At 55.8% G+C, this 18,065-nt stretch carries 21 protein-coding genes; 2 read left to right on the top strand and 19 right to left on the bottom strand.

Annotation, left to right across the window (positions count from 1 at the left end; translation table 11 throughout):
• Positions 1 to 45: 45 nt before the first annotated feature.
• The 19 genes from ACP4CD_RS22075 to ACP4CD_RS21985 all read right to left on the bottom strand — a co-directional run bounded on the left by ACP4CD_RS22075 (position 46) and on the right by ACP4CD_RS21985 (position 16,478).
• Complete coding sequence (locus tag ACP4CD_RS22075) at positions 46 to 477, bottom strand: RNA-binding protein (protein ID WP_139306352.1); 432 nt, start codon at positions 475 to 477, stop codon at positions 46 to 48.
• 521 nt (positions 478 to 998) lie between these two features.
• Complete coding sequence (locus ACP4CD_RS22070; protein WP_426992650.1) at positions 999 to 2,270, bottom strand: (Fe-S)-binding protein; 1,272 nt, start codon at positions 2,268 to 2,270, stop codon at positions 999 to 1,001.
• Position 2,271: 1 nt separating this feature from the next.
• The gene (locus ACP4CD_RS22065) at positions 2,272 to 2,724 is read right to left on the bottom strand and encodes a hypothetical protein (protein WP_071160493.1); all 453 of its coding nucleotides are present in this window, start codon (positions 2,722 to 2,724) and stop codon (positions 2,272 to 2,274) included.
• A gap of 3 nt (positions 2,725 to 2,727) precedes the next feature.
• A complete protein-coding gene (locus ACP4CD_RS22060; protein ID WP_426992649.1) occupies positions 2,728 to 2,937 on the bottom strand; it encodes a hypothetical protein in 210 nt (69 codons plus the stop codon).
• A complete protein-coding gene (locus ACP4CD_RS22055) occupies positions 2,924 to 3,688 on the bottom strand; it encodes a Rossmann-like domain-containing protein (RefSeq protein WP_426992648.1) in 765 nt (254 codons plus the stop codon). The genes ACP4CD_RS22060 and ACP4CD_RS22055 overlap by 14 nt, the downstream gene beginning before the upstream one ends.
• A gap of 7 nt (positions 3,689 to 3,695) precedes the next feature.
• Positions 3,696 to 4,076: a hypothetical protein gene (locus tag ACP4CD_RS22050; protein ID WP_064029638.1), complete on the bottom strand. Its 381-nt coding sequence runs from the start codon at positions 4,074 to 4,076 to the stop codon at positions 3,696 to 3,698.
• Positions 4,073 to 4,579 carry a hypothetical protein gene (locus ACP4CD_RS22045; RefSeq protein ID WP_064029640.1) on the bottom strand — a complete coding sequence of 169 codons (507 nt, stop codon included), beginning with the start codon at positions 4,577 to 4,579 and terminating at the stop codon, positions 4,073 to 4,075. Before ACP4CD_RS22045 ends, ACP4CD_RS22050 begins: the two co-directional genes overlap by 4 nt.
• A 3-nt stretch (positions 4,580 to 4,582) precedes the next feature.
• Entirely contained in the window at positions 4,583 to 4,906 is a 324-nt protein-coding gene (locus ACP4CD_RS22040; protein ID WP_064029642.1) for a (2Fe-2S) ferredoxin domain-containing protein, read from the bottom strand.
• Between the two features lie 253 nt (positions 4,907 to 5,159).
• On the bottom strand, positions 5,160 to 5,465 hold the full coding sequence (gene fdxB / locus ACP4CD_RS22035) for a ferredoxin III, nif-specific (RefSeq protein ID WP_064029672.1): 306 nt from the start codon (positions 5,463 to 5,465) through the stop codon (positions 5,160 to 5,162).
• A 17-nt stretch (positions 5,466 to 5,482) separates the two neighbouring features.
• Positions 5,483 to 5,692, bottom strand: a complete 210-nt coding sequence (locus ACP4CD_RS22030) for a CCE_0567 family metalloprotein (protein WP_064029644.1) — start codon at positions 5,690 to 5,692, stop codon at positions 5,483 to 5,485.
• 9 nt (positions 5,693 to 5,701) lie between these two features.
• Positions 5,702 to 6,175 carry a NifX-associated nitrogen fixation protein gene (locus ACP4CD_RS22025; protein WP_064029646.1) on the bottom strand — a complete coding sequence of 158 codons (474 nt, stop codon included), beginning with the start codon at positions 6,173 to 6,175 and terminating at the stop codon, positions 5,702 to 5,704.
• A gap of 66 nt (positions 6,176 to 6,241) precedes the next feature.
• Positions 6,242 to 6,673 carry a nitrogen fixation protein NifX gene (gene nifX / locus ACP4CD_RS22020; RefSeq protein WP_426992645.1) on the bottom strand — a complete coding sequence of 144 codons (432 nt, stop codon included), beginning with the start codon at positions 6,671 to 6,673 and terminating at the stop codon, positions 6,242 to 6,244.
• Positions 6,674 to 6,717: 44 nt separating this feature from the next.
• Positions 6,718 to 8,115 (bottom strand): nitrogenase iron-molybdenum cofactor biosynthesis protein NifN, encoded by a 1,398-nt coding sequence (gene nifN / locus ACP4CD_RS22015; RefSeq protein WP_426992644.1) that lies wholly within the window; start codon positions 8,113 to 8,115, stop codon positions 6,718 to 6,720.
• Between the two features lie 47 nt (positions 8,116 to 8,162).
• A complete protein-coding gene (gene nifE, locus ACP4CD_RS22010; protein ID WP_426992643.1) occupies positions 8,163 to 9,605 on the bottom strand; it encodes a nitrogenase iron-molybdenum cofactor biosynthesis protein NifE in 1,443 nt (480 codons plus the stop codon).
• Positions 9,606 to 10,492: 887 nt separating this feature from the next.
• Positions 10,493 to 11,821 (bottom strand): TolC family outer membrane protein, encoded by a 1,329-nt coding sequence (locus ACP4CD_RS22005; RefSeq protein ID WP_071160495.1) that lies wholly within the window; start codon positions 11,819 to 11,821, stop codon positions 10,493 to 10,495.
• A 2-nt stretch (positions 11,822 to 11,823) separates the two neighbouring features.
• The gene (locus ACP4CD_RS22000; RefSeq protein WP_064029655.1) at positions 11,824 to 12,465 is read right to left on the bottom strand and encodes a response regulator transcription factor; all 642 of its coding nucleotides are present in this window, start codon (positions 12,463 to 12,465) and stop codon (positions 11,824 to 11,826) included.
• Positions 12,466 to 12,482: 17 nt separating this feature from the next.
• The gene (locus ACP4CD_RS21995; RefSeq protein WP_426992641.1) at positions 12,483 to 13,829 is read right to left on the bottom strand and encodes an HlyD family type I secretion periplasmic adaptor subunit; all 1,347 of its coding nucleotides are present in this window, start codon (positions 13,827 to 13,829) and stop codon (positions 12,483 to 12,485) included.
• Between the two features lie 7 nt (positions 13,830 to 13,836).
• Entirely contained in the window at positions 13,837 to 15,984 is a 2,148-nt protein-coding gene (locus ACP4CD_RS21990; RefSeq protein WP_426992640.1) for a type I secretion system permease/ATPase, read from the bottom strand.
• A 269-nt stretch (positions 15,985 to 16,253) separates the two neighbouring features.
• The gene (locus tag ACP4CD_RS21985) at positions 16,254 to 16,478 is read right to left on the bottom strand and encodes a hypothetical protein (protein WP_426992638.1); all 225 of its coding nucleotides are present in this window, start codon (positions 16,476 to 16,478) and stop codon (positions 16,254 to 16,256) included.
• A gap of 75 nt (positions 16,479 to 16,553) precedes the next feature.
• On the opposite strand from ACP4CD_RS21985, the gene ACP4CD_RS21980 reads away from it, so the two are divergent.
• On the top strand, positions 16,554 to 17,213 hold the full coding sequence (locus ACP4CD_RS21980; RefSeq protein ID WP_426992637.1) for a hypothetical protein: 660 nt from the start codon (positions 16,554 to 16,556) through the stop codon (positions 17,211 to 17,213).
• 129 nt (positions 17,214 to 17,342) lie between these two features.
• The gene (locus ACP4CD_RS21975) at positions 17,343 to 17,987 is read left to right on the top strand and encodes a hypothetical protein (RefSeq protein WP_426992635.1); all 645 of its coding nucleotides are present in this window, start codon (positions 17,343 to 17,345) and stop codon (positions 17,985 to 17,987) included.
• Positions 17,988 to 18,065 lie beyond the last annotated feature (78 nt).

The following is an 18,065-nucleotide window of genomic DNA, read 5'->3' as shown; positions in this document are numbered from 1 at the left end:
CTCCTTACGCGGCGCCTCACTAATCTCCCTACATATTCTACCGAGTCACGCCGGCAACATATCGTCCTGGTAATGGAAGACATTGGATAAATCGATGTGGATTTCGATCCGATCGCCCCGCCGCCGATCAATGCCGCGCTGCTGATAGCCGGCCGACGTTTCCAGCAAGCGCCTATCGTTGTTAAGATCCCTATGCACATACGGCCTGATCGACACGCAAGTATTGCTGAAGGGTTTGCCGGATAGGTTTTGAATCGCCAACATGCCGCTGGCCCGCGAATCGACGAAAACCAGACCGTGGTGCTCCAGACCATTGGTTTGCTTATCCCGAATCACCATCACCTCGGCTTTCAAAACCCGACCGGACGCCTGATCTCCACCGTTCGTAAACGCCGAAAACACGTAATCGTGTAACTCGTTGGGTCGAGTATTCGCAGGAATATCCTTTAAAAACAAAATCATAATCACTGTCTGCATCGTAACTGGAATCGACGTGGAACTAAAATGCGCATCTTCCCTAAAGGATTGCGCCGCCACATACATCTTAGCCGACGCTCGTTACGCGACAAATCAGGCTCCTGTTCTTACCGCCGGCACGAAACGGCAGGCAAAAAAACGGGCCGGACAGAGAGTCCAACCCGCGCGGCGGCGGTCCGTGCGCCAAACGTTCCACCCAGGAACGATTTTTAAAACAGACTCTGAAGCAGCAGCTTGTATCTCGATCGGCGGATACCGCACCATCCTGACCAAATCGCCTGGCAGCGCTACCATTCAACATGATTCGCCGACAACCGCGCCTCGCAAACTTCCAGCCTGATGCGATCATAGCGGCATCGGCGACCGACCGCAAGCCCAAAATTACTCTGAAAGGCGTTGGGCGAGTTGCGGACATCCCTGCGTCGGAACGCCATCAACCGCGGCTAAAGCCCCTCCGCCGCTCATATTTTTCGAAAAGCCTTTCACGACCGTTAGGTTAGAATCTACAAGACACCTTGAGTTTAGATGCGATCGGCGAGGAGTTGCAGCGGATGAACCACTCTGGAGCCTGCGGGCTGCCCGGCGTTCAGATAAAAACCACAGCCAAAGTTGGCGCTGACTACGACATCGGCTCCGGATCCGGCCATCGCCAGACGCTTGGCGGCCCGCAACGATTCGGCGTTTTCGGGATGACTGAGCATATAAGTACCGCCGGCACCACAGCATAACTGATTGTCGGCCAACGCTTCCAGATTGACGCCTGGAATCTTGCGCAACAAGGCATACACGCTCTGACTATTCTTCAACACATTGCGTTGACTGCAGGGTTCATGGACCGCCACGTTCAGATTGGAAGCCGCCAGTTGCAGATCTTCCGGCCAATGCGCCAACAAAAACTCGTTGATGTCGATCAAATGCTTGGTAAACCAACCGGATGTCTCGGAATCTCCGCCTTGATATTCGGTCAACATAGCCCCGCAGCCGCTGGCGGAGTATATAACCGCTTCGACTTCCAGCGCGTAAAACGCGGCGATGTTGGCTTCCATCATCGATTCCGCCGGCAAGCCGTTGTGCTGATGAATCGCGCCGCAACAACCCTGCTCTTCCGGCACCACGACCTCATAACCGAGCCTATTCAGTAACTTGATGCCCGCAACCTGGACCGGACGATCGAAATGTTCGGCCAAACAACCGGTAAACAGCGCTACCCTGCCCCGATATTTGATGCGACGCTCCACCGGATAAATCCCGGCCATTCCGACCAAGGACGGCTCGCAAACCAAGGCTTCGGCCGCTCCCAAACCGAGTTTCGCCAACAGTCCGCTGGCGCGTAGCGGTTTCTGCAAACCGGAGCGTAAATACAGCGTGACGAATGGCAGCAACAGCGCCCGGGCGTGCTTGCGTTCGATCAAGCGCAACCCCAGCCGTGCCAACCAAGACGGCCTCGCCGTTGCGCGCAATTTGGCTTGGGCCTGGTCGAACAATGCCCCATAACTCATTCGGCTGGGACAAACGGTCTCGCACGTCCGGCACTGAACGCAATCGTTGAGTTGCGCGAGTTCTTCGACGCCAACGCCGGCGTCGTCGGCCAATATTTTGGCGATGGTACGTACCCGGCGGCGCGGCGTCTGTTCGTCCACCTGGAATAAGCGAAACGTCGGACAGGTACTGACGCACATACCGCAGCGCATGCATTCGCTGGCTTCGGGAATATAAGGACCGGTCGACGGCGGCGATGCGTCCGCAGAACCGTCGCTAGCCGAGTCGAAGCCGAAATCCTGAAAGTCGAACATATTAGCCCTCCATCATTTTTACGTACGCGCGACGCAGCAACTCCATTTCCGCCGGCGGCCGACCGCGCAATTCCGGTAAGGTGCGAAATTTGCAGTTACGACTTTCCATCAATAGATGCGGCGGGTCGAGCAGCGTGAAACGCGCCATATACACCGTAATCACGCCACCGGGCGCATCGACTTGCTCGGCGAAACCGGCTTCGATCCGCAGCAAATCGTTGTCCAATTGCAGAGTCTGATTGGCCGTGCTCAGCAACATCGCCGGATGCACGCTCACCTTGCCGGCCGGCGCGTCTTCATCTTCCTCCAACGCTTCGGACAGTGGCGGCAACGGTTCCGGAAAGAACACACTTCCGGAGGCTTGCTGCAGGAATAATGTCAAGGCGCTGATGTCGCCTTTATAAAACAGCAACAGGCGGTGGTTTTCGAACGGGTCGGCGAGCGATTCGATCATGGCTTAGATGGTGGCCTGGCTGTCCCACAAGGTTTTATAGCTGGAATCCAGCCGCGACAGGCGGTTATTGAGTCGATCCAGCAACGGGTAATCCGGAAAGCGGGAACGGTTGCCGCTAGCGTACCAGCTATCCATTGCCGCCGTCAGTCGGTTTTTCTCGTCAAAACAATCGGCAATCTGCTGTTTCAACCAAGCCAGGCTATGATTCGGCAATAATTCCATCACCCGATAGCGCAAACCGTTGTTGAAAATCCGCACCCCCGCCCTGAGCAGCGGTATGGTATAGCACCTCCGGGTCGACGATCTCGGCTCCGGCCAGGTAATCGATACCAAATTCGTGCAGTTGCGGCAGCCACGGCACGGTCGGCCCCATTAACACCGTCGTGGCATGGCAAGCCAGCTCCGCCAGTCGCGGAAACGTTTTGTTCGGGATGGAACTGGCGGTCAAAAACACCCAATCGGCCTGCGGCAACAGAAATTCGCACGCGGAATCCGGCAAATCGCTGGCGGCCGGCTGGCGCTCCAGTACCGTCAACTGCATCTGCTCCTGATACCGTTCGATACCAGGGTAACGGCCGATCACGACCACTTTCTTGCCTTTCAGGCGCGGGAGAAAATAATCGAACACCGCCAAGTTAGCGTATTCGGCGTGACCTTCCAATGCCAGCGAATCCGGTAGCGGTCTGGCGTTGACGCTGGCGTTGATCGCCGCCATCGCCACGGTCGCCTTATACGGCTCCCACTCGGTAATCCAAGCGGCCAGATCGATGATCGGCTTGCCGCATAAGGTGCCGGACCAATTCAGCGTCCGCGTGGCGTGCCCCGGCGTCATCGCCAAACCGGTAGTCGCCTCGCCCCTGCCGCGACATAGCGTCCAAACCAGACCTATCATCAACTCGTCGACCACCGCGTCGCCACCGCAATGATCCAGCAGCAACTCGTACAGGTACTTAGGGTTGCCCATCGCCCCCTTATTGCGGCACGTCTAGCAATTTCGCTTCGGTTTTAATATTGTCCTGCTTGCCCCAGGCATTGATCGCCTCTACAAACCATTGCTTCTTGGTCGGGTGAGGCTGCACCACATCGTACTCGGCATAAAAGCTGCCGTCGCCGTGAAATTTGATTTGACCGATCCGGCGCTTATTGGCGTCGTACCAATATCCCACCAAATCCACGCTTTGCGTGAACGGGTCGCTGACCAGACTGAATTGCGCGGCTTCGTATTCCGGCAACGCGATCTGAGTCTGTACCGGGAAACCCAGCTTGGCAATATTCGCGGCGATGCGTTGGCACACGGTTTTGCCGAATTCGCGGCGCATTTCGACGTGTTCAGACAAACTTTCCGCGCTCATGCGGCATCCTCCAACATTGCGCTCGCCAAGTCCATGATTACCGACGCACCGGAGCGGTCTTCCGGATCCAAGCCCCGAATAATGGACAGGATCAGTTGCGCCTCCTCATCCTGTTGGCGCCGCAGATTGATAAAAGCCAGCGCTTTCAAACTATACAGATAGAACAAGTGAACGTCGCTAGCATACATATCCCGCTTGCCGGTTTCCTGGCTCAACAGTCGGTAATCCGCCGTGAAGCCGCCTTGCCGAGCCGCCTCCGCCAAGGCCGCCCGGGCTTCGCGCTCCGCTTCCTGCAATCGACCCTGGTAAAAATAAAACTTGTACAACGCGAAATAGGTTTGCAAACAGGTGCCGTCCAAGGCCTGGGCCTGCTGAAAAAACTTCTCGGCCAGCGGCTTGTCGGCGTGGCTGGCCGCCACCGCCGACTGCAACAATTTGTTGACGGCTTCTGGGACATCCGGGCTGAACAGCACCCGCTCTTCAAGAAAGCTGACCGCGGCCATTGCTTACCAAACCTCGGCGGGCACGATAAGCTTTTCGACAGGCTTATCACCCAGCAAATGCTCCTCGATGATGGTTTTGACGTCGTCCTTGGTCACCCGTCCATACATAACACCTTCGGGATAGACCAGCACGCTGGGTCCCAGCATGCAAGGCCCCATGCAGCCGGTGTTGGTCAGGCCGATTTTTTCGAACAAATTGCGGCTTTGAATTTGCGCCATGAATTCGTTCATCACGTCGGCACAACCGCTGGCGGTACAGGAACCGCGCGGATGGCCTTGCGGGCGCGCTTGAGTACAGACGAAAACGTGTTTATTGGGACGTGGCATGATAGCTTTCCTTTTTTGAACTGAAATAAGAAATCGGGTCGCTTACGCGACACTGAAAGGGTTTCGCCCTTTCTTAAAAGCGGGCAGATCGCGCTTCAAGTCGCCAACCAAGCTATGTGGGGGCGGTCGCTTGCATCGCGTTTGCGCTCAACTATTTCGAGTCGAGCGGCGCGGAAGCCTGCCGATAAAAAGTGGCCATCAAAAGGCAGGACGAAAGCGGAGCGCTGGACACTCCGCATCCGCCAGACGGCATTTAAGCCGCTGCCTTATGCTCGTGGGTAAAGCAGGCTTTCGGGCAAACTTTGGAGCAAGCCTCGCAGCCGATACAGTCGGCGGCATTTTTGAGGCTCATCACCATCGTGTTGTCGTCATCCTCGTCGAAGTCCTCCAAATCGGCGGCGTCCAGTACATCTCCCCGGTCCACCAAATCGAACACGTCGCGCGGGCACACCTTGAAGCAACGGCCGCAACCGATGCAGTCGCGTTGGTTCAAATCGGTCACGTAAGATGGCGTCCAAACGCTGCCGCCAAAGGTTACGCCGGTTACAAATTCGCTCATATCGCTCTCCTCAAGCCTCATCCGCCACTGGCGGCTTGGAATTTCTTGTTGGCTTCGTCCCAGGCCTTACACGCGTCGTACGTCGTTTGGGCAATGCCCATCAACTCCCCGTAAGCATCCGGCAAACGGTCTTCGATCAGATCATGCAACACCGACGCCGCCTCGTTGGCCAGGCGTTTGGTTTTTTTCACTTCTTTTTCCAGCGCTTTAATCTCTTCGTCACTCATGATTTCACCTCAAGCTTCCGCCACTTCTTTGAATTGCTCGATCAAGGCCACGGCTTTTTCCAACACTTTCTCGGTTTTTTCGTTCAACTCTTCCAAACTGCCGAAGCCGAAGCGATGCACGTCGCGCAACACTTTGTCGACCGCGATCAATTTACCGACCAACACCAGCGCCCGGCCGAAGCCTTCGTGGGTGATATTGATCACCGGTACCGCCATCAGACCGCAACGTTTTTCCACCAACGAGGAAATGGCGTTGTAATACGCCTTGACGCGGGCCAGCGTGATTTCGTCGGGATCGCCGATGACCGGCACTTCGCGTTTGCGCTCCTTGGTCATGATCAATGGGTCGATGATTTTTTCCTCGGACCAACCTTCGTAGGTGTCGTAGGTATCCATTGCTCTGAGTTGTTTGATCATCTCGACAACGATTTCAGAGCTCATCAAAGGGTCGCCGGCTTCGACGACGAGTGCGGGTTGAGACATGGTGGGTTCTCCAGTGGTTTTGGTTAGGGCGGCGAACCGCCGCAATTTGTCGATTCGTTAAAGCGCTTACTCGTCCCAGCCTTCGTCTTCCATCGCATCGAAGCGGCCGGCATCCGGCCCCTTGTGCGCGTTGATGGCCTTGGTCAGCCACGCGGAAGGCCCGGCTTTCATTTCGTTCTGCAAATCGCCGATCAACTCTTTGATGGTGCTGCCTTCATGGACTTTGATCGGCTGTATGCCCTGGGCGATGATTTGCTTGATCGCCGAGGCGCCGATGGCTTGGCAATAGACGGCCGCGCAGCCGTCCAGCAGTTGAATCTTGACCGACAACTTATCCTCGTTACCGTCCTGGGCCAGTTCGCCGAACTGCGCGGCTTCCAGCATTTCCGATTGCTCGGGGTCCACCGCGTAGACCGCGAACGAACGGGCTGAACCGAAATGCTGGTTGACATGCACCATATCGGTAGTGGCAAAGGCGACTTTAATCGCGGTATCCATGGGCATCCTCTGTTCAGTGGTATGCACAACCTGCATGCGTCGGGCTAGTGACATGACGGCGAGCAGGCGTGGCGTTCGTTTTCCGGTTTTTGCGAATACGGCGAGTGATAGACTTCGATCTCTTCGTGGGCGAAGTTGATCACCAGGTTAGCCAAGTCGAACAACGCTTGGCGCGTGCCGCGATAGCCGATCCAGGTCTTTTGATAGCCGCCGATGATGTCGTACAGCGGGAAGCCGGTGCGCAGGATAGGCACGCCCAAACGTTCGGCGCTATCGACCGCGTGCGAATTGCCGATCAGCAATTGCGCGCCGTTTTCCCTAGCGGTCAATTCCAGATCTTCCAGGTCGCCGATCTTGACGCTGTTAACCGGCATTTTGCTGAGAATCGCGGCGTTAGCCGGGCTGATCGCCGCGACCACGTCGCCGCCCATGCCCTTGATCAAATGCACGCAGGCATTCAGCAAATCGGGATCGGCCGCGATCGCCACCTTGAGCTGGCCCAGCATGAAATGGGTGTCCAGCATCGCATCCTGCAATTGAGCACGTTGGCGTTCTATCCGTTGCGGGACCGGCTGTTCGCTGATTTCGGCCAGAGCCAGGATCAGCGCATCGTTGGCTTCCAGGCCGTACAAATGTTCGAAAAAATAACTCGGAACGCCGGTTTTTTCTTGCAACAACTCGCCGGCTTTATGCAAGGACGGCCCGATGATTAGCGACGCCTTGGCCTCGCCCAGCGTGGCCAGTTCCGACACCGGTGTACCGCCTATCGTCACCGGCGAAAATTCGTCTTCGGTCAAGCTGCCGTCCAGCGAATCGGATAAATCCGGCACCAGCACCGGCCGCAGGCCGAACATTTCTATCGTGTCGCGCAGGGCTTCCAGGTCGCCGGGCGTCAGCATGTGGCTGACCAACACGTTTACCTGCCGACGGCGATTACCGGGCTTGGTACCGGCGGTTTCGGCATCGGGCACCAGTGCATTGACAATCTCGTGTATCGTCGCGGCATAGCCGGTCTCGACGCAACCGGTAAAATCCGGCGTGTTGACCGCGACGACGGCGACGTGATCGTACTCCGGATACTTGGCGCGAAATTCGCGCACGTTGCGCTGTACGTCGCAACCCTGGGTTTCGGCCAAACCGGTGGTCAACACCGCGATCAAGGCCGGATTGGATTTCTCGGCAATCGATTTCAAACCTTCGACGACGTTTTCGTCGGCGCCCAGCACCGAGCTGGCTTGGTCCATCGCGGTGGTTTGCAATGGAATCGGCTCGCGAAAATGCCGGACGAAGAATACTTTCGCGAATGCGGTACAGCCTTGCGAGCCGTGCAGCATCGGAATCGCTCGGTCGAAACCCAGGCAAGCCAACGAACCGCCGGTTGGCGCGCTGGCCTTTAACGGACTGACCGAGAGTGCTTTCTTACGTTTGAGAATTTCCGCCATCGCCGCCTACCTAGTTGCCTGAGTCAATCGCACACCGTCTAATCGGACTAAGCCGCCTGAATTTTTAACGCCGGTTCGGCCGGTTCGCTCGCAACGGTTTTAGCGAGGCCGCCTACGCGCCAAGGCATCGGCGCCCTGACCGACTCCCAAACCGGACTTTCCAGCGTCAACGCCAACTGGCGCACTAGTTCCAGCATGCCTTCGTAACCGGCATAACCGAATTCGCGCTCTTGGTTGATATCCAGAAACGGAATTTTGGCTTTCAACGCGGTGTACATATTGCGGCCACCGGCGATCAAAATATCGGCCTTATAATCGTGGACGACCTTCAACAGCGCTTTCGGGCTACCGTCCTCGATCATCAGCGTATCCTCGCCCATCAGTTCGCGGATGCGCGCCTTGTCTTCCTCGGTGGACTTTTTGGTACCGGTCGCGACCACGACCATCCCCAAATCCTGCAAGGCCGAAATTACCGACCAGCTCTTGACCCCGCCGGTAAACAACAGCACCCGCTTGCCTTTCAAACGCTCGCGCCACGGCGCCAGCGCCGCGCGGATTCGAGCCTCTTCGCGGGCAATCAGCGCCTCGGTGCGTTCGGTCAAATCCGGATCGTCGATGACCTTGGCAAAATCGCGCAAGGACTGGCTGGTATCGGTAATGCCGTAGAAGCTGCCTTCGAACCACGGGGTTTTGTAATCTTTTTCCATACGCCGGGCCACGTTCAGCATCGCTTTCGAGCAGACCATCATGTTGACTTCGGCTTTGTGCATGGTTTGCACCTCGCGGAAGCGGGCGTCGCCGGACAAGGTGCACAGCACCCGCAAGCCCAATTCGTCCAGCAAGGGCAGTACATGCCAGAATTCGCCGGCGATGTTGTATTCGCCGACCAGATTGACGTCGTGAACCTTGATACCGGGCCGCTCGGTACCCGGCGGCAATGGATCGGGATCGCGCGTGCCGACCACATGGTTCAGCATCGCATCGGCGGCGATCCGGTTGCCCAGGTTTTTAGTGCCGTAGAAACCGGCGCTATCGATAGGTACCACCGGCACGCCCCACCGCTCGGCGGCTTCCTTGCAGGTCGCGTTGATGTCGTCGCCGACCAAGGCCGGTACGCAAGTGTTGTAGACGAACACCGCCGGCGGATTGTAGGTCTCGATGGCTTGCTTGATCGCGTGGAACAGCCGTTTCTCGCTACGGCCCATCACGATATCCTGTTCGGTCAAATCGGTGGTCATGCCGATCCGGTATAAGTCCGGCCCCGACGACCGAGTCCCGCGGTTATCCCAAGAGCTGCCGGCGCAGGCAATCGGCCCGTGGACAATATGGGCGACATCGGCGATAGGCAACAACGCAATCTGGGCACCGTCAAACGCACAACCGCCTGCGGCGGAGCCGGGTTTAGGCTTAGCACAACCGGATTTCTCCTTCTTGTTGTGTTCGCAAGCCGGTTCGTCCAATAATTCCGCAATGTCTTTATTCGTTTTCATGACACGACCCCAAGTTTTTGCTTATCAACTTGCAACCGGCGTGCCAAGCAATAACCCGATGATTTTCCAGCGATTCCCGGACAAGCTTTTTGTAGGAAAACCGACAAACACCTAAGCGCGGGCGACAAACATTTGTCGGATACTCGGTCGTTCCGCCCGGCGATTCGGCTAGACTTTGTCGAACGCCCCGTAGCCGCCAGCCTCTCGCTAACTCTAACGCTTAACGCTACCCGCGCAATCCAGTGCGACCGGCCTACTGAAGTCCATGGCTTTTGCGCCCCTACTCGATTCGACGCTTACCAACTCGGACAGCCCGTTAAATGTTGAAAATAGGCAACGGCGGCGCGAAGCATTGAACTTGTTCATTGTCCGGTTCGAAAACCTCTCCGACCGGCCGCTCGACATCGGACTGGTCGTTGTCGTCTTGCTAAGTATTGGCACGGAGATACGGGACAGCGTCGTCAAGATCCAACAGCGCTGTATCGGCTATTGGTCCCGAGCAAAAGGCTTACTACCGCGCTGTTCACGCTGGAACACTCAGGAACCGATGACGTAAAAAGCCGCAACCATTTATCGCAATGATTCAAAACAACTTTTTTCAGGAGATCACTATTGATTCGACGCGGGCGAAAGCGCACTATCATCGCCGTCGCCCACGCATTATTGAAAACCGCGTGTTTGTTGATCCGATAGGGCGACAGCTATCGGAATGCCCAAACTGATACGGATCTTTCAGAACTACTGTTAAAGGGCCGGCATCGCTACACGGCTAGGATTGCGCCCCTCTACAAGCTATTAACCAGCTACGGACTTCAACCTATCATCGATCGACATGTATCCGCATCATCTATATGTCGCCAACTCTAGAAACCCGCGCATCGCGTTCTCTAATCCGCCGAACTGATGGGCTGAATCTCTTCCGGCAATTTGGTACCCAAATGCTTATTCAATTGGCCCTTGCTCGCCAAAATTCGGTACTGCGAGAATAACTCGTCGTATTTGGCGTTAATCAACGAGCTCTTGGCAACGTACATCTCGTTGTAGGTATCCAGCAAGTCCAACAAGGTGCGCTGACCGATATTGAACTGCTGTTGGTAGGCGGTGATGGTTTTTTCGGCCGAGTCTGCGTGTTGTTTGTAGAACTCCATCTGGCTTTTCACGGTCTGGTAAGCCACCCAGGACAAACGCATACTTTCGACCACTTGGCGATGGGTGTTGTCGCGGATGTCCTTGGCCTGATTGATCAATTGCGCGGTCTGCTCGCGGCGGGCGATGTCCTTGCCGCCGTTGAACAGGTTGTAGCGCATCCGCAGCATCGCCGTCATGTCCGAGTTGGTGCCGCGGATACCGTCCAAGTTGTAATTGTGGCTGACGCCGGTTTCGATATCGAAACGCGGAAAGTACGGTGCCTTGGCGGTTTCGTGCTGGGCGAAGGCCGATTCCACGTCCGAATTCGCCGACTTCAGAATCGGATGGTCGGCCAGCGCTTCGTCGATGGCTTGTTCCATCGTCGCCGGCAACGCGGCGGTCGGCGCGGCGACCGGTTCGACCGCGTCCGGCAAGATGCCGATCACCCGTTGAAAGCCGGTTTCGGCGTCTTTCAGGTTACCGGTCTCGGACCAGACGTTCTTCTCGGCCAAAGCCACCCGGCCCATCGATTGATCGACGTCGGCCCGCTTGCCGACGCCGCGCTCGCTACGCAATTTGATTTGCTCGTTGGTGCGCAAATGCAGTTGCAGGTTGTCCTTGGCTAGATTCAGCAACTCCTGACGGCGCAACACTTTTAAATAGGCTTCGACGCCGTCCAGCGCGGTGATTTCGGACTGGCCGAACACGGTGTAGGCGCGCGAATCGGTACGTTTTTCCTGGCGCTCGACTTCGTTGGGAGTAGCCAGACCGTCGAACAACATTTGCCGGACCTGGATGGCGCCTTCCTCGCGATGATAAAACACCGAGCCGTCGCCTCGGGTACGGGTGGTCGGATTGTTCGACTCTTCCCAACCGATGCCGGCCGTGGCGTCCACGGTCGGAAAGTAACCGGCCTTGGCTTGGCCGATTTCTTCCTCGACCGCCCGGCGTTCGGATTTGGCCGCCTGGATCTTCGGGTTGTCGTCCAGCACTTTCTGGATCGAATCCTGTAACGTTACCGCGTAGCCGTCGGTCGCAAACGCTAGTTGTATCGCGATGCTTACACCCCATCCGGTCGTCGATTTCATGCCTATCCTCTTTGATATTGGTCGGTTTCTTTTAACAATATGGCCAGATGCAAGCGATCGTCGACACCCAATTTGCGGAATATCGACGATAAATGCGCCTTGACTGTGCGCTCTGAAATATTCAGCGCCAGCGCGATACGTTTATTGTTTTCGCCCTGGCGGATCAGATTGGCGACTTCGAGCTCGCGCGCCGACAAGCCGGCGATCTGCTGCAGTTTCTGCTCGGCGTCGTAACGATTTTTCACGGTTTGAGTTTGTCTGGCGCGGGTCAACGCCCCGATCACCTTGGGGACCAGGGCGCGGCGTATCCAGATGTCGCCGTCCAGAATGCAGGCGACGGCCCGCTTCAATAATTCGGCGGATTCGGATTGATCGCAGTAACCGGCCGCGCCGTTGATCAACACTTCGATTTGCCGGCTATCCGGCCAATCGCAGCCCATCACTAGAAAACGGGTATGGCGGTTGGAAAACAACGCCATCAGACTGGCATCGTCGTCCAGCTTCTTGGCGTCCAGAATGACCGCGTCGGCGGTGAATTCGGTCTTGGGATTGTGCAACATACTGACCGTGTATTCCGAAATCAACGCGTGGTTCCATTGCGCGGTCAACTGGGGATTATTAGAACAAATCAATAGGTTAGCCACGGATATGCCGTTTGTAATTATCGTTCTCTCAACGCCCTATCCCTGGCCTTGAATATCGGCTTCATCAGGTATTCGAGCACGGTTTTCTTGCCGGTCAATATATCGACCTCGGCGGTCATGCCGGCAATGATCTGCAAGCGTTCCCCTCGGTTTTGCAAAGTGTTCGTGGCGGTGCGCAGGCGGATCAGGTAATAGCTGTCCTCATCCTTTTTTTCGCCGGGAATACTGTCGGCGCTAATATGCTCCAACACTGCGTCCAAACCGCCGTATATCGAATAGTCGTACGCGGTTAGTTTTACCACAGCTTGCTGCCCGGGGTGAAGAAAAGCGATGTCGGCCGGGCGGATTTTGGCCTCGATCAGCAACTGATCCTCGACCGGCACGATTTCCAACAAATCCATACCCGGCTGAATTACGCCGCCGACCGTATTGATCTTGATGCGCTTGACGGTGCCCTTGACCGGCGACAACACCCGCGTCCGGCTGACCCGGTCTTCCAGCGCAACGGCGGAAGCGCTGGTGCGATCCAACTCGGCCTTGGTCTCGTTCAATTCCTTCAAGGCCTCGGTCCGAAACCGCGCCTTGATTTCGGAAAGTTTGTTGCGGGCTTCGTCCAGCGCCGAACGCGCGCGCGGCATCGCCAGATTGGCCGAATTCAATTCGCCGCGCAAATCGTTGGCGGCCCGCTGCAGCCGCAACAATTCGACTTGCGACATCGCGCCGTCGGCCACCAGCGGCTCGGACATTTTCACCTCGTCCTGCAGCATTTTATAGCTACGCCCGAGTTGCTCGCTCTTGGACTGCAACTCGACGATTTCCTGTTCGCGCTGGCGAATCTGCTCGCTGAGAATATCGGTGTTCGACTTCAGTTCGTGTTGGCGGGAAGCCAGCAACTGCCGGACATTGTCGGCGATTTGCGGCGCCTGCTTGCCCACTTCGTCCGGCAATTGCAACGCGCCGCCGTTGATTTCGGCGTTCAAGCGGGCGGTATTGGCCAGCAGCTCGTAATACTTAAGCTTGGCTTCCTGAAACGACGAGGCAAAACGCACCCGGTCCAGTTGCAGCAAGACTTGATCTTTTTCGACGCTATCCCCCTCGCGCACCAGGATTTCCGAGACGATGCCGCCTTCCAGATTTTGTACGACCTGGATCTGGCTGGACGGTATCGTCTTGCCTTGACCGCGCGTCACTTCATCCAGCGTCGCGAAATTGGCCCAGACCAGCGCCACGACCACGAAGACCAGCGTGGTCAGCAAAATCAAATGACTTTGGATCGGCAATTCGTACAGCGCGCTGCCGTCGGCGATGTCGAAATCGCGGCGGTCCTCGCTGCGATAGCGGTAGTCGGCCAGCCAAGCACCCAAAGTTTTTTCATCCGGCCACCTTGATCTGGCCTTGCCGCAAGGCTTCCAACACGTGGTCTTTCGGCCCGTCGGCGACGATATGGCCGCCGTCCATGACGATGACCCGGTCCACCAGACTCAACAGCGAAGCTTTGTGGGTCACTAGGATCAGGGTCTGATCGGACAATTGCGCCGCGAAGCGCTGCTTGAAGGCTTCCTCGCTGCTGTTGTCCATCGCGTTGGTCGGCTCGTCCAGCACCAACAACGCCGGCTGCAACAGCAAGGCCCTGGCCAGCACGATGCTTTGGCGTTGACCGCCCGACAAACCGGCGCCGCGCTCGCCGACCGGCATGTCGAAACCGAGCGGATGGCGGGCGGTAAACTGCGCGACGCCGGCCAACTCCGCCGCCCGCAGCATCGCCGCGTCGTCGACGTACCCGGCGCCGAATACGATGTTGTCGCGGACGCTGCCGAACATCAACGCGTTATCCTGCGGCACGTAGCCGATTTGGCGACGCAATTCGGCGGGATCGAGCTGGCGACTATCACAACCGTCCAACAAAATCGCGCCTTGTTGCGGCTGGTACAGCGCCAGAATCAATTTCTCCAGCGTACTTTTGCCGGAGCCTATCCGCCCGATCACGCCGACCCGCTCGCCGGCCCGAATCTTGAACGACACATTGTCCAGGGCCGGCACCGGCTGGCCGGGATAGCTGAAGCCGACTCCGCGAAACTCCACCTCGCCGGCCAGACGCGGCCGGTGCAGATAATCCTTACCGGCCTCGCGCTCCACCGGCAGCTCCATCATCCGCCGCACCGAGGCCAGGGCCATCCGCGCCTGATGATAGCGGGTCAGCAAGGCCGCGACCTGACCGACTGGCGCCAAGGCCCGGCCGGCCAGCATCGTGCACGCCACCAGGCCGCCGGTGGTCAAGTCGCCGTCGCCGATCCGGTAAACCCCGGCCACGACCAACAGCACCGCCGCCAGTTGTTGAAAGAACGCAGTCAAATTGACGGTCAAGCTGGTGTACAACCGGGACTTCAAACCCAGCCGCGCCAATTCGCCGATATTGTTTTCCCAACGCCGTTGCAACTGGCTGGCCGCGCCGGTGGTTTTAACGTTTTCCAAATTAGTCAGGGCTTCGATCAAGGTCGCCTGGTTCTCCGCGGCGTAGCGAAACATCGTATCGACGGTTTGCCGCAACGGCGCCTGCAAGGCGATGCCGGCCAATACCGCCAGCGGCAATATCGCCAACGGAATCCAGGCTAGTGGGCCGGCAATGCTGTACACAATCAATACGAACAGCAGCAAAAACGGCAGATCGACCAAGGTCACCAAGGTGGCCGAGGTCAGAAACTCGCGGAAGGCCTCGAATTCGTGCAAGCGGTTAGCGAATGCGCCGGCCGAGGCCGGGCGAGCTTCCAGGCGAATGTTCAACAATTTTTCGAAGATGCCGGCCGACAACACGATGTCGGCGCGCTTGCCGGCGGCGTCTATAAAGTAGCCGCGCAACAGCTTCATCGCCAACTCGAAGCCGAACACGATCAACACCCCGAGCGCCAGCACCCATAGCGTTTCCAGCGCGTGATTCGGCACCACCCGATCGTAAACATTCATGAAGAACAACGGCGCCGCCAACGCGAACAAATTGATCAGCAACGACGCGGCCAACACCTCGGCGTAGATCGGCCAAGCCGCGTAGACCACATTGCGTATCCAATGGCCGGACCGTGCCGCGCCGAGATCGGCGGTTCTGGCATCGAAGCGGTGATTGACTCGAACGAAGAAAGCCCGGCCGGCATACAGATTCTCCAGTTCGGCGCTGGGCAAGGTCTTTTCGCCGCCGGTTTCCGGCACCGCGATGCGGCAAGTTTCGGCGTCCTTGCCGACCAGCACGCAAGCATGGCCGTCGCGCAACAACAGCACCGCCGGTAGGCTCAAGGCCGGAATGTCGGCCAACGGCCTGCGCAGCAAGCGCGCCGACAAACCGGCCCGCTCGGCGGCCCGCCCGAACAGCGCCGGCGTCAGTTTGTGATCGACCAAGGGGAGTCCCGCCGTCAACGCCGCCGGCGTTTGCGAAATATGCAGGCGCCGGCAAACCGTCAATAAGGCGGCCAGCAACGGATCGTCGAAACCGGTGTCCTGGGTTCCGGCTATCGCTAGTGGGTCGGACATGGAGGTGGGAGAAATTGTTGAATAAGTGACGGAATCGACGGTTCAACCGGCAATTATAGGCTAGTTGGCGCGCGACGGAGAAAATCGCCGAGCACGGGGAGTCTGATAGTCACTCACGCTCGTGAAAGGATTTTCGCCCCGAAGATTGAAGCAAATGAGCGTGGGAAGCGCTTTAGCCGAAATCAATGGCGTTCCAACACCGGGATGTCCGTCATTTACCCGACGACTGTCAATGTGTGCTTACTGTCGTTGGGGTTCAGACAGGCCCGTCAAATGCGACAAAGCTTGCGCTGAGCTTCGGGCTTGTTACAGAAATCCAGATAAAACCAAAACCAAATTCGAAAAGCGTGGTGCTGTTGATCAGGCACATTTCGCTGATCGAGTTGCGCCTCAAATGCTTGGCTAACAGATGCGAGAACGGCTAACATGACAAACTCCAACGCCAAAGCTGATACTGGCACGATATGAATGATATACAGAAGGGAAAAACCCATGCTGATCACAGAGTTATTGGAGAAGCACGGCTTTTATGGTAGATATACGGAACTATCTAATAACTAGTTAGGCGAATGAACGGTCTCACGTTAAATATGCTGAATGTCTTTCCGGTAACGACTCGAGAACACACGCCCCAAGAATTAGCATTCTCAAAAGCTGGGATAGAACCGCTTCGTGAAAGGATAACCTATCAAGATGAAGCCGAGATGGTTAAGGCGGTCATTGATGAAGAAGGGGCTGGCCAGGCATCCTCAGCAATGTCTGATGCGTTGCAAAAATCATCGGTATATCAGTCTTGGCAATGCGCCATGCCCTATTTGAAAGATGTGAAAAATATTCACTCATACAGGGTTAATAAAAAGCATCGGCATAGCATTAACGATGTGAATACGGAAATTCTTTATAATGGTGGGTACTTGGAGAAAGGCCAAATATTATTCAGAGGTGGCAATTTTCTAGAAGAGAGCTTCAAAGTTACAAACGGTCCTATATCAACATCCACTATGCCAAGCGTAGCTCGATGGCATGGAATTGAAGTTCACGGAGAGATAGCAATCCTGAGAATTTCCGAGTCAAATTCTGTAAAGGGTTTTGCTTTTAAAACCAAAGGGCATCAAAAGCACACGCGAGAATTTGAGGTGCTATTGCAGAATAACTTGAAACTCGAATTTCAAAATACCTTTACTCATAATGGGATGAAGGTACTCAGTTATGATGTATGCAGCGCCTAACAAGGCCGTAAACGCGGACGCATTTTTCGTTCGCTGCGCTCACTGCAAATGCGCCGGTTACGGCTGGCGTTATGAGGACCCTCCCTGGAGTATGCTAAAGATGTTGGTTAAATTCACTGGAGAAAATCAATGGAAAAAAATTTACTTGGTGTAGTTCGGGATCATCTTTCACCAGAGTTTTTATTCTCTGCTTCCTTTTTTGCCGAGGAGGCAGGAAAAATTGAGACACAGTCGGAACCTATCGGTGCAGAAGTAATTTTTAAACACCGATCTTATATCATCTCATCAATAACAGCTGCGGTTTCTTTTCTTGAAGCAACGATTAATGAAGTCTATTGTGTAGCATGCGATGATCTAATAAAAACGGAACGAATGCCTGCTGAAATAAAGCGAAGGCTTTCAACAATTTGGAAAATTGATAGCTTTAGAGATCGAGCACGTTTGTTAGAGAAATACCAAACCGCAGTGGAGTTGACAACTGGTGAGCCGTTTAATACCGGAATTACACCATATCAAGAAGTAAAACTTGTTGTTCAACTGCGAAATGCTCTTGTACATTACTCTCCAGAAACGATGGAGATATTTTCCGAGAAAGAAACTGGCAATATGCAGGGTTTAGAAAAAAACTTCAAGGTCGATTTGGAACTAATCCGTTTTCGCAGAAATTTCCTGTTTTACCAAATGGCAACCCAAATAAAATGGTGGAATATCCTTTTTTCCAGAAAGGTGTCTCAGTTATGGCTGTGCAAAATGGGCAGCAGACAGCTCACTTAACTTCGCCAAAGATTTTTTGGAAGGATAGGCGTCAAGCCGTTCTACAGCAATATGGTCGTTAATACTGGATCTTAAGAA

Origin of the sequence: Methylomonas stagni, assembly GCF_050154735.1 — a bacterium.
GTDB lineage: Bacteria > Pseudomonadota > Gammaproteobacteria > Methylococcales > Methylomonadaceae > Methylomonas > Methylomonas koyamae_A.
Note: the sequence above shows the minus strand (reverse complement) of the source record. Positions and strands in the feature narration are given on the sequence as shown.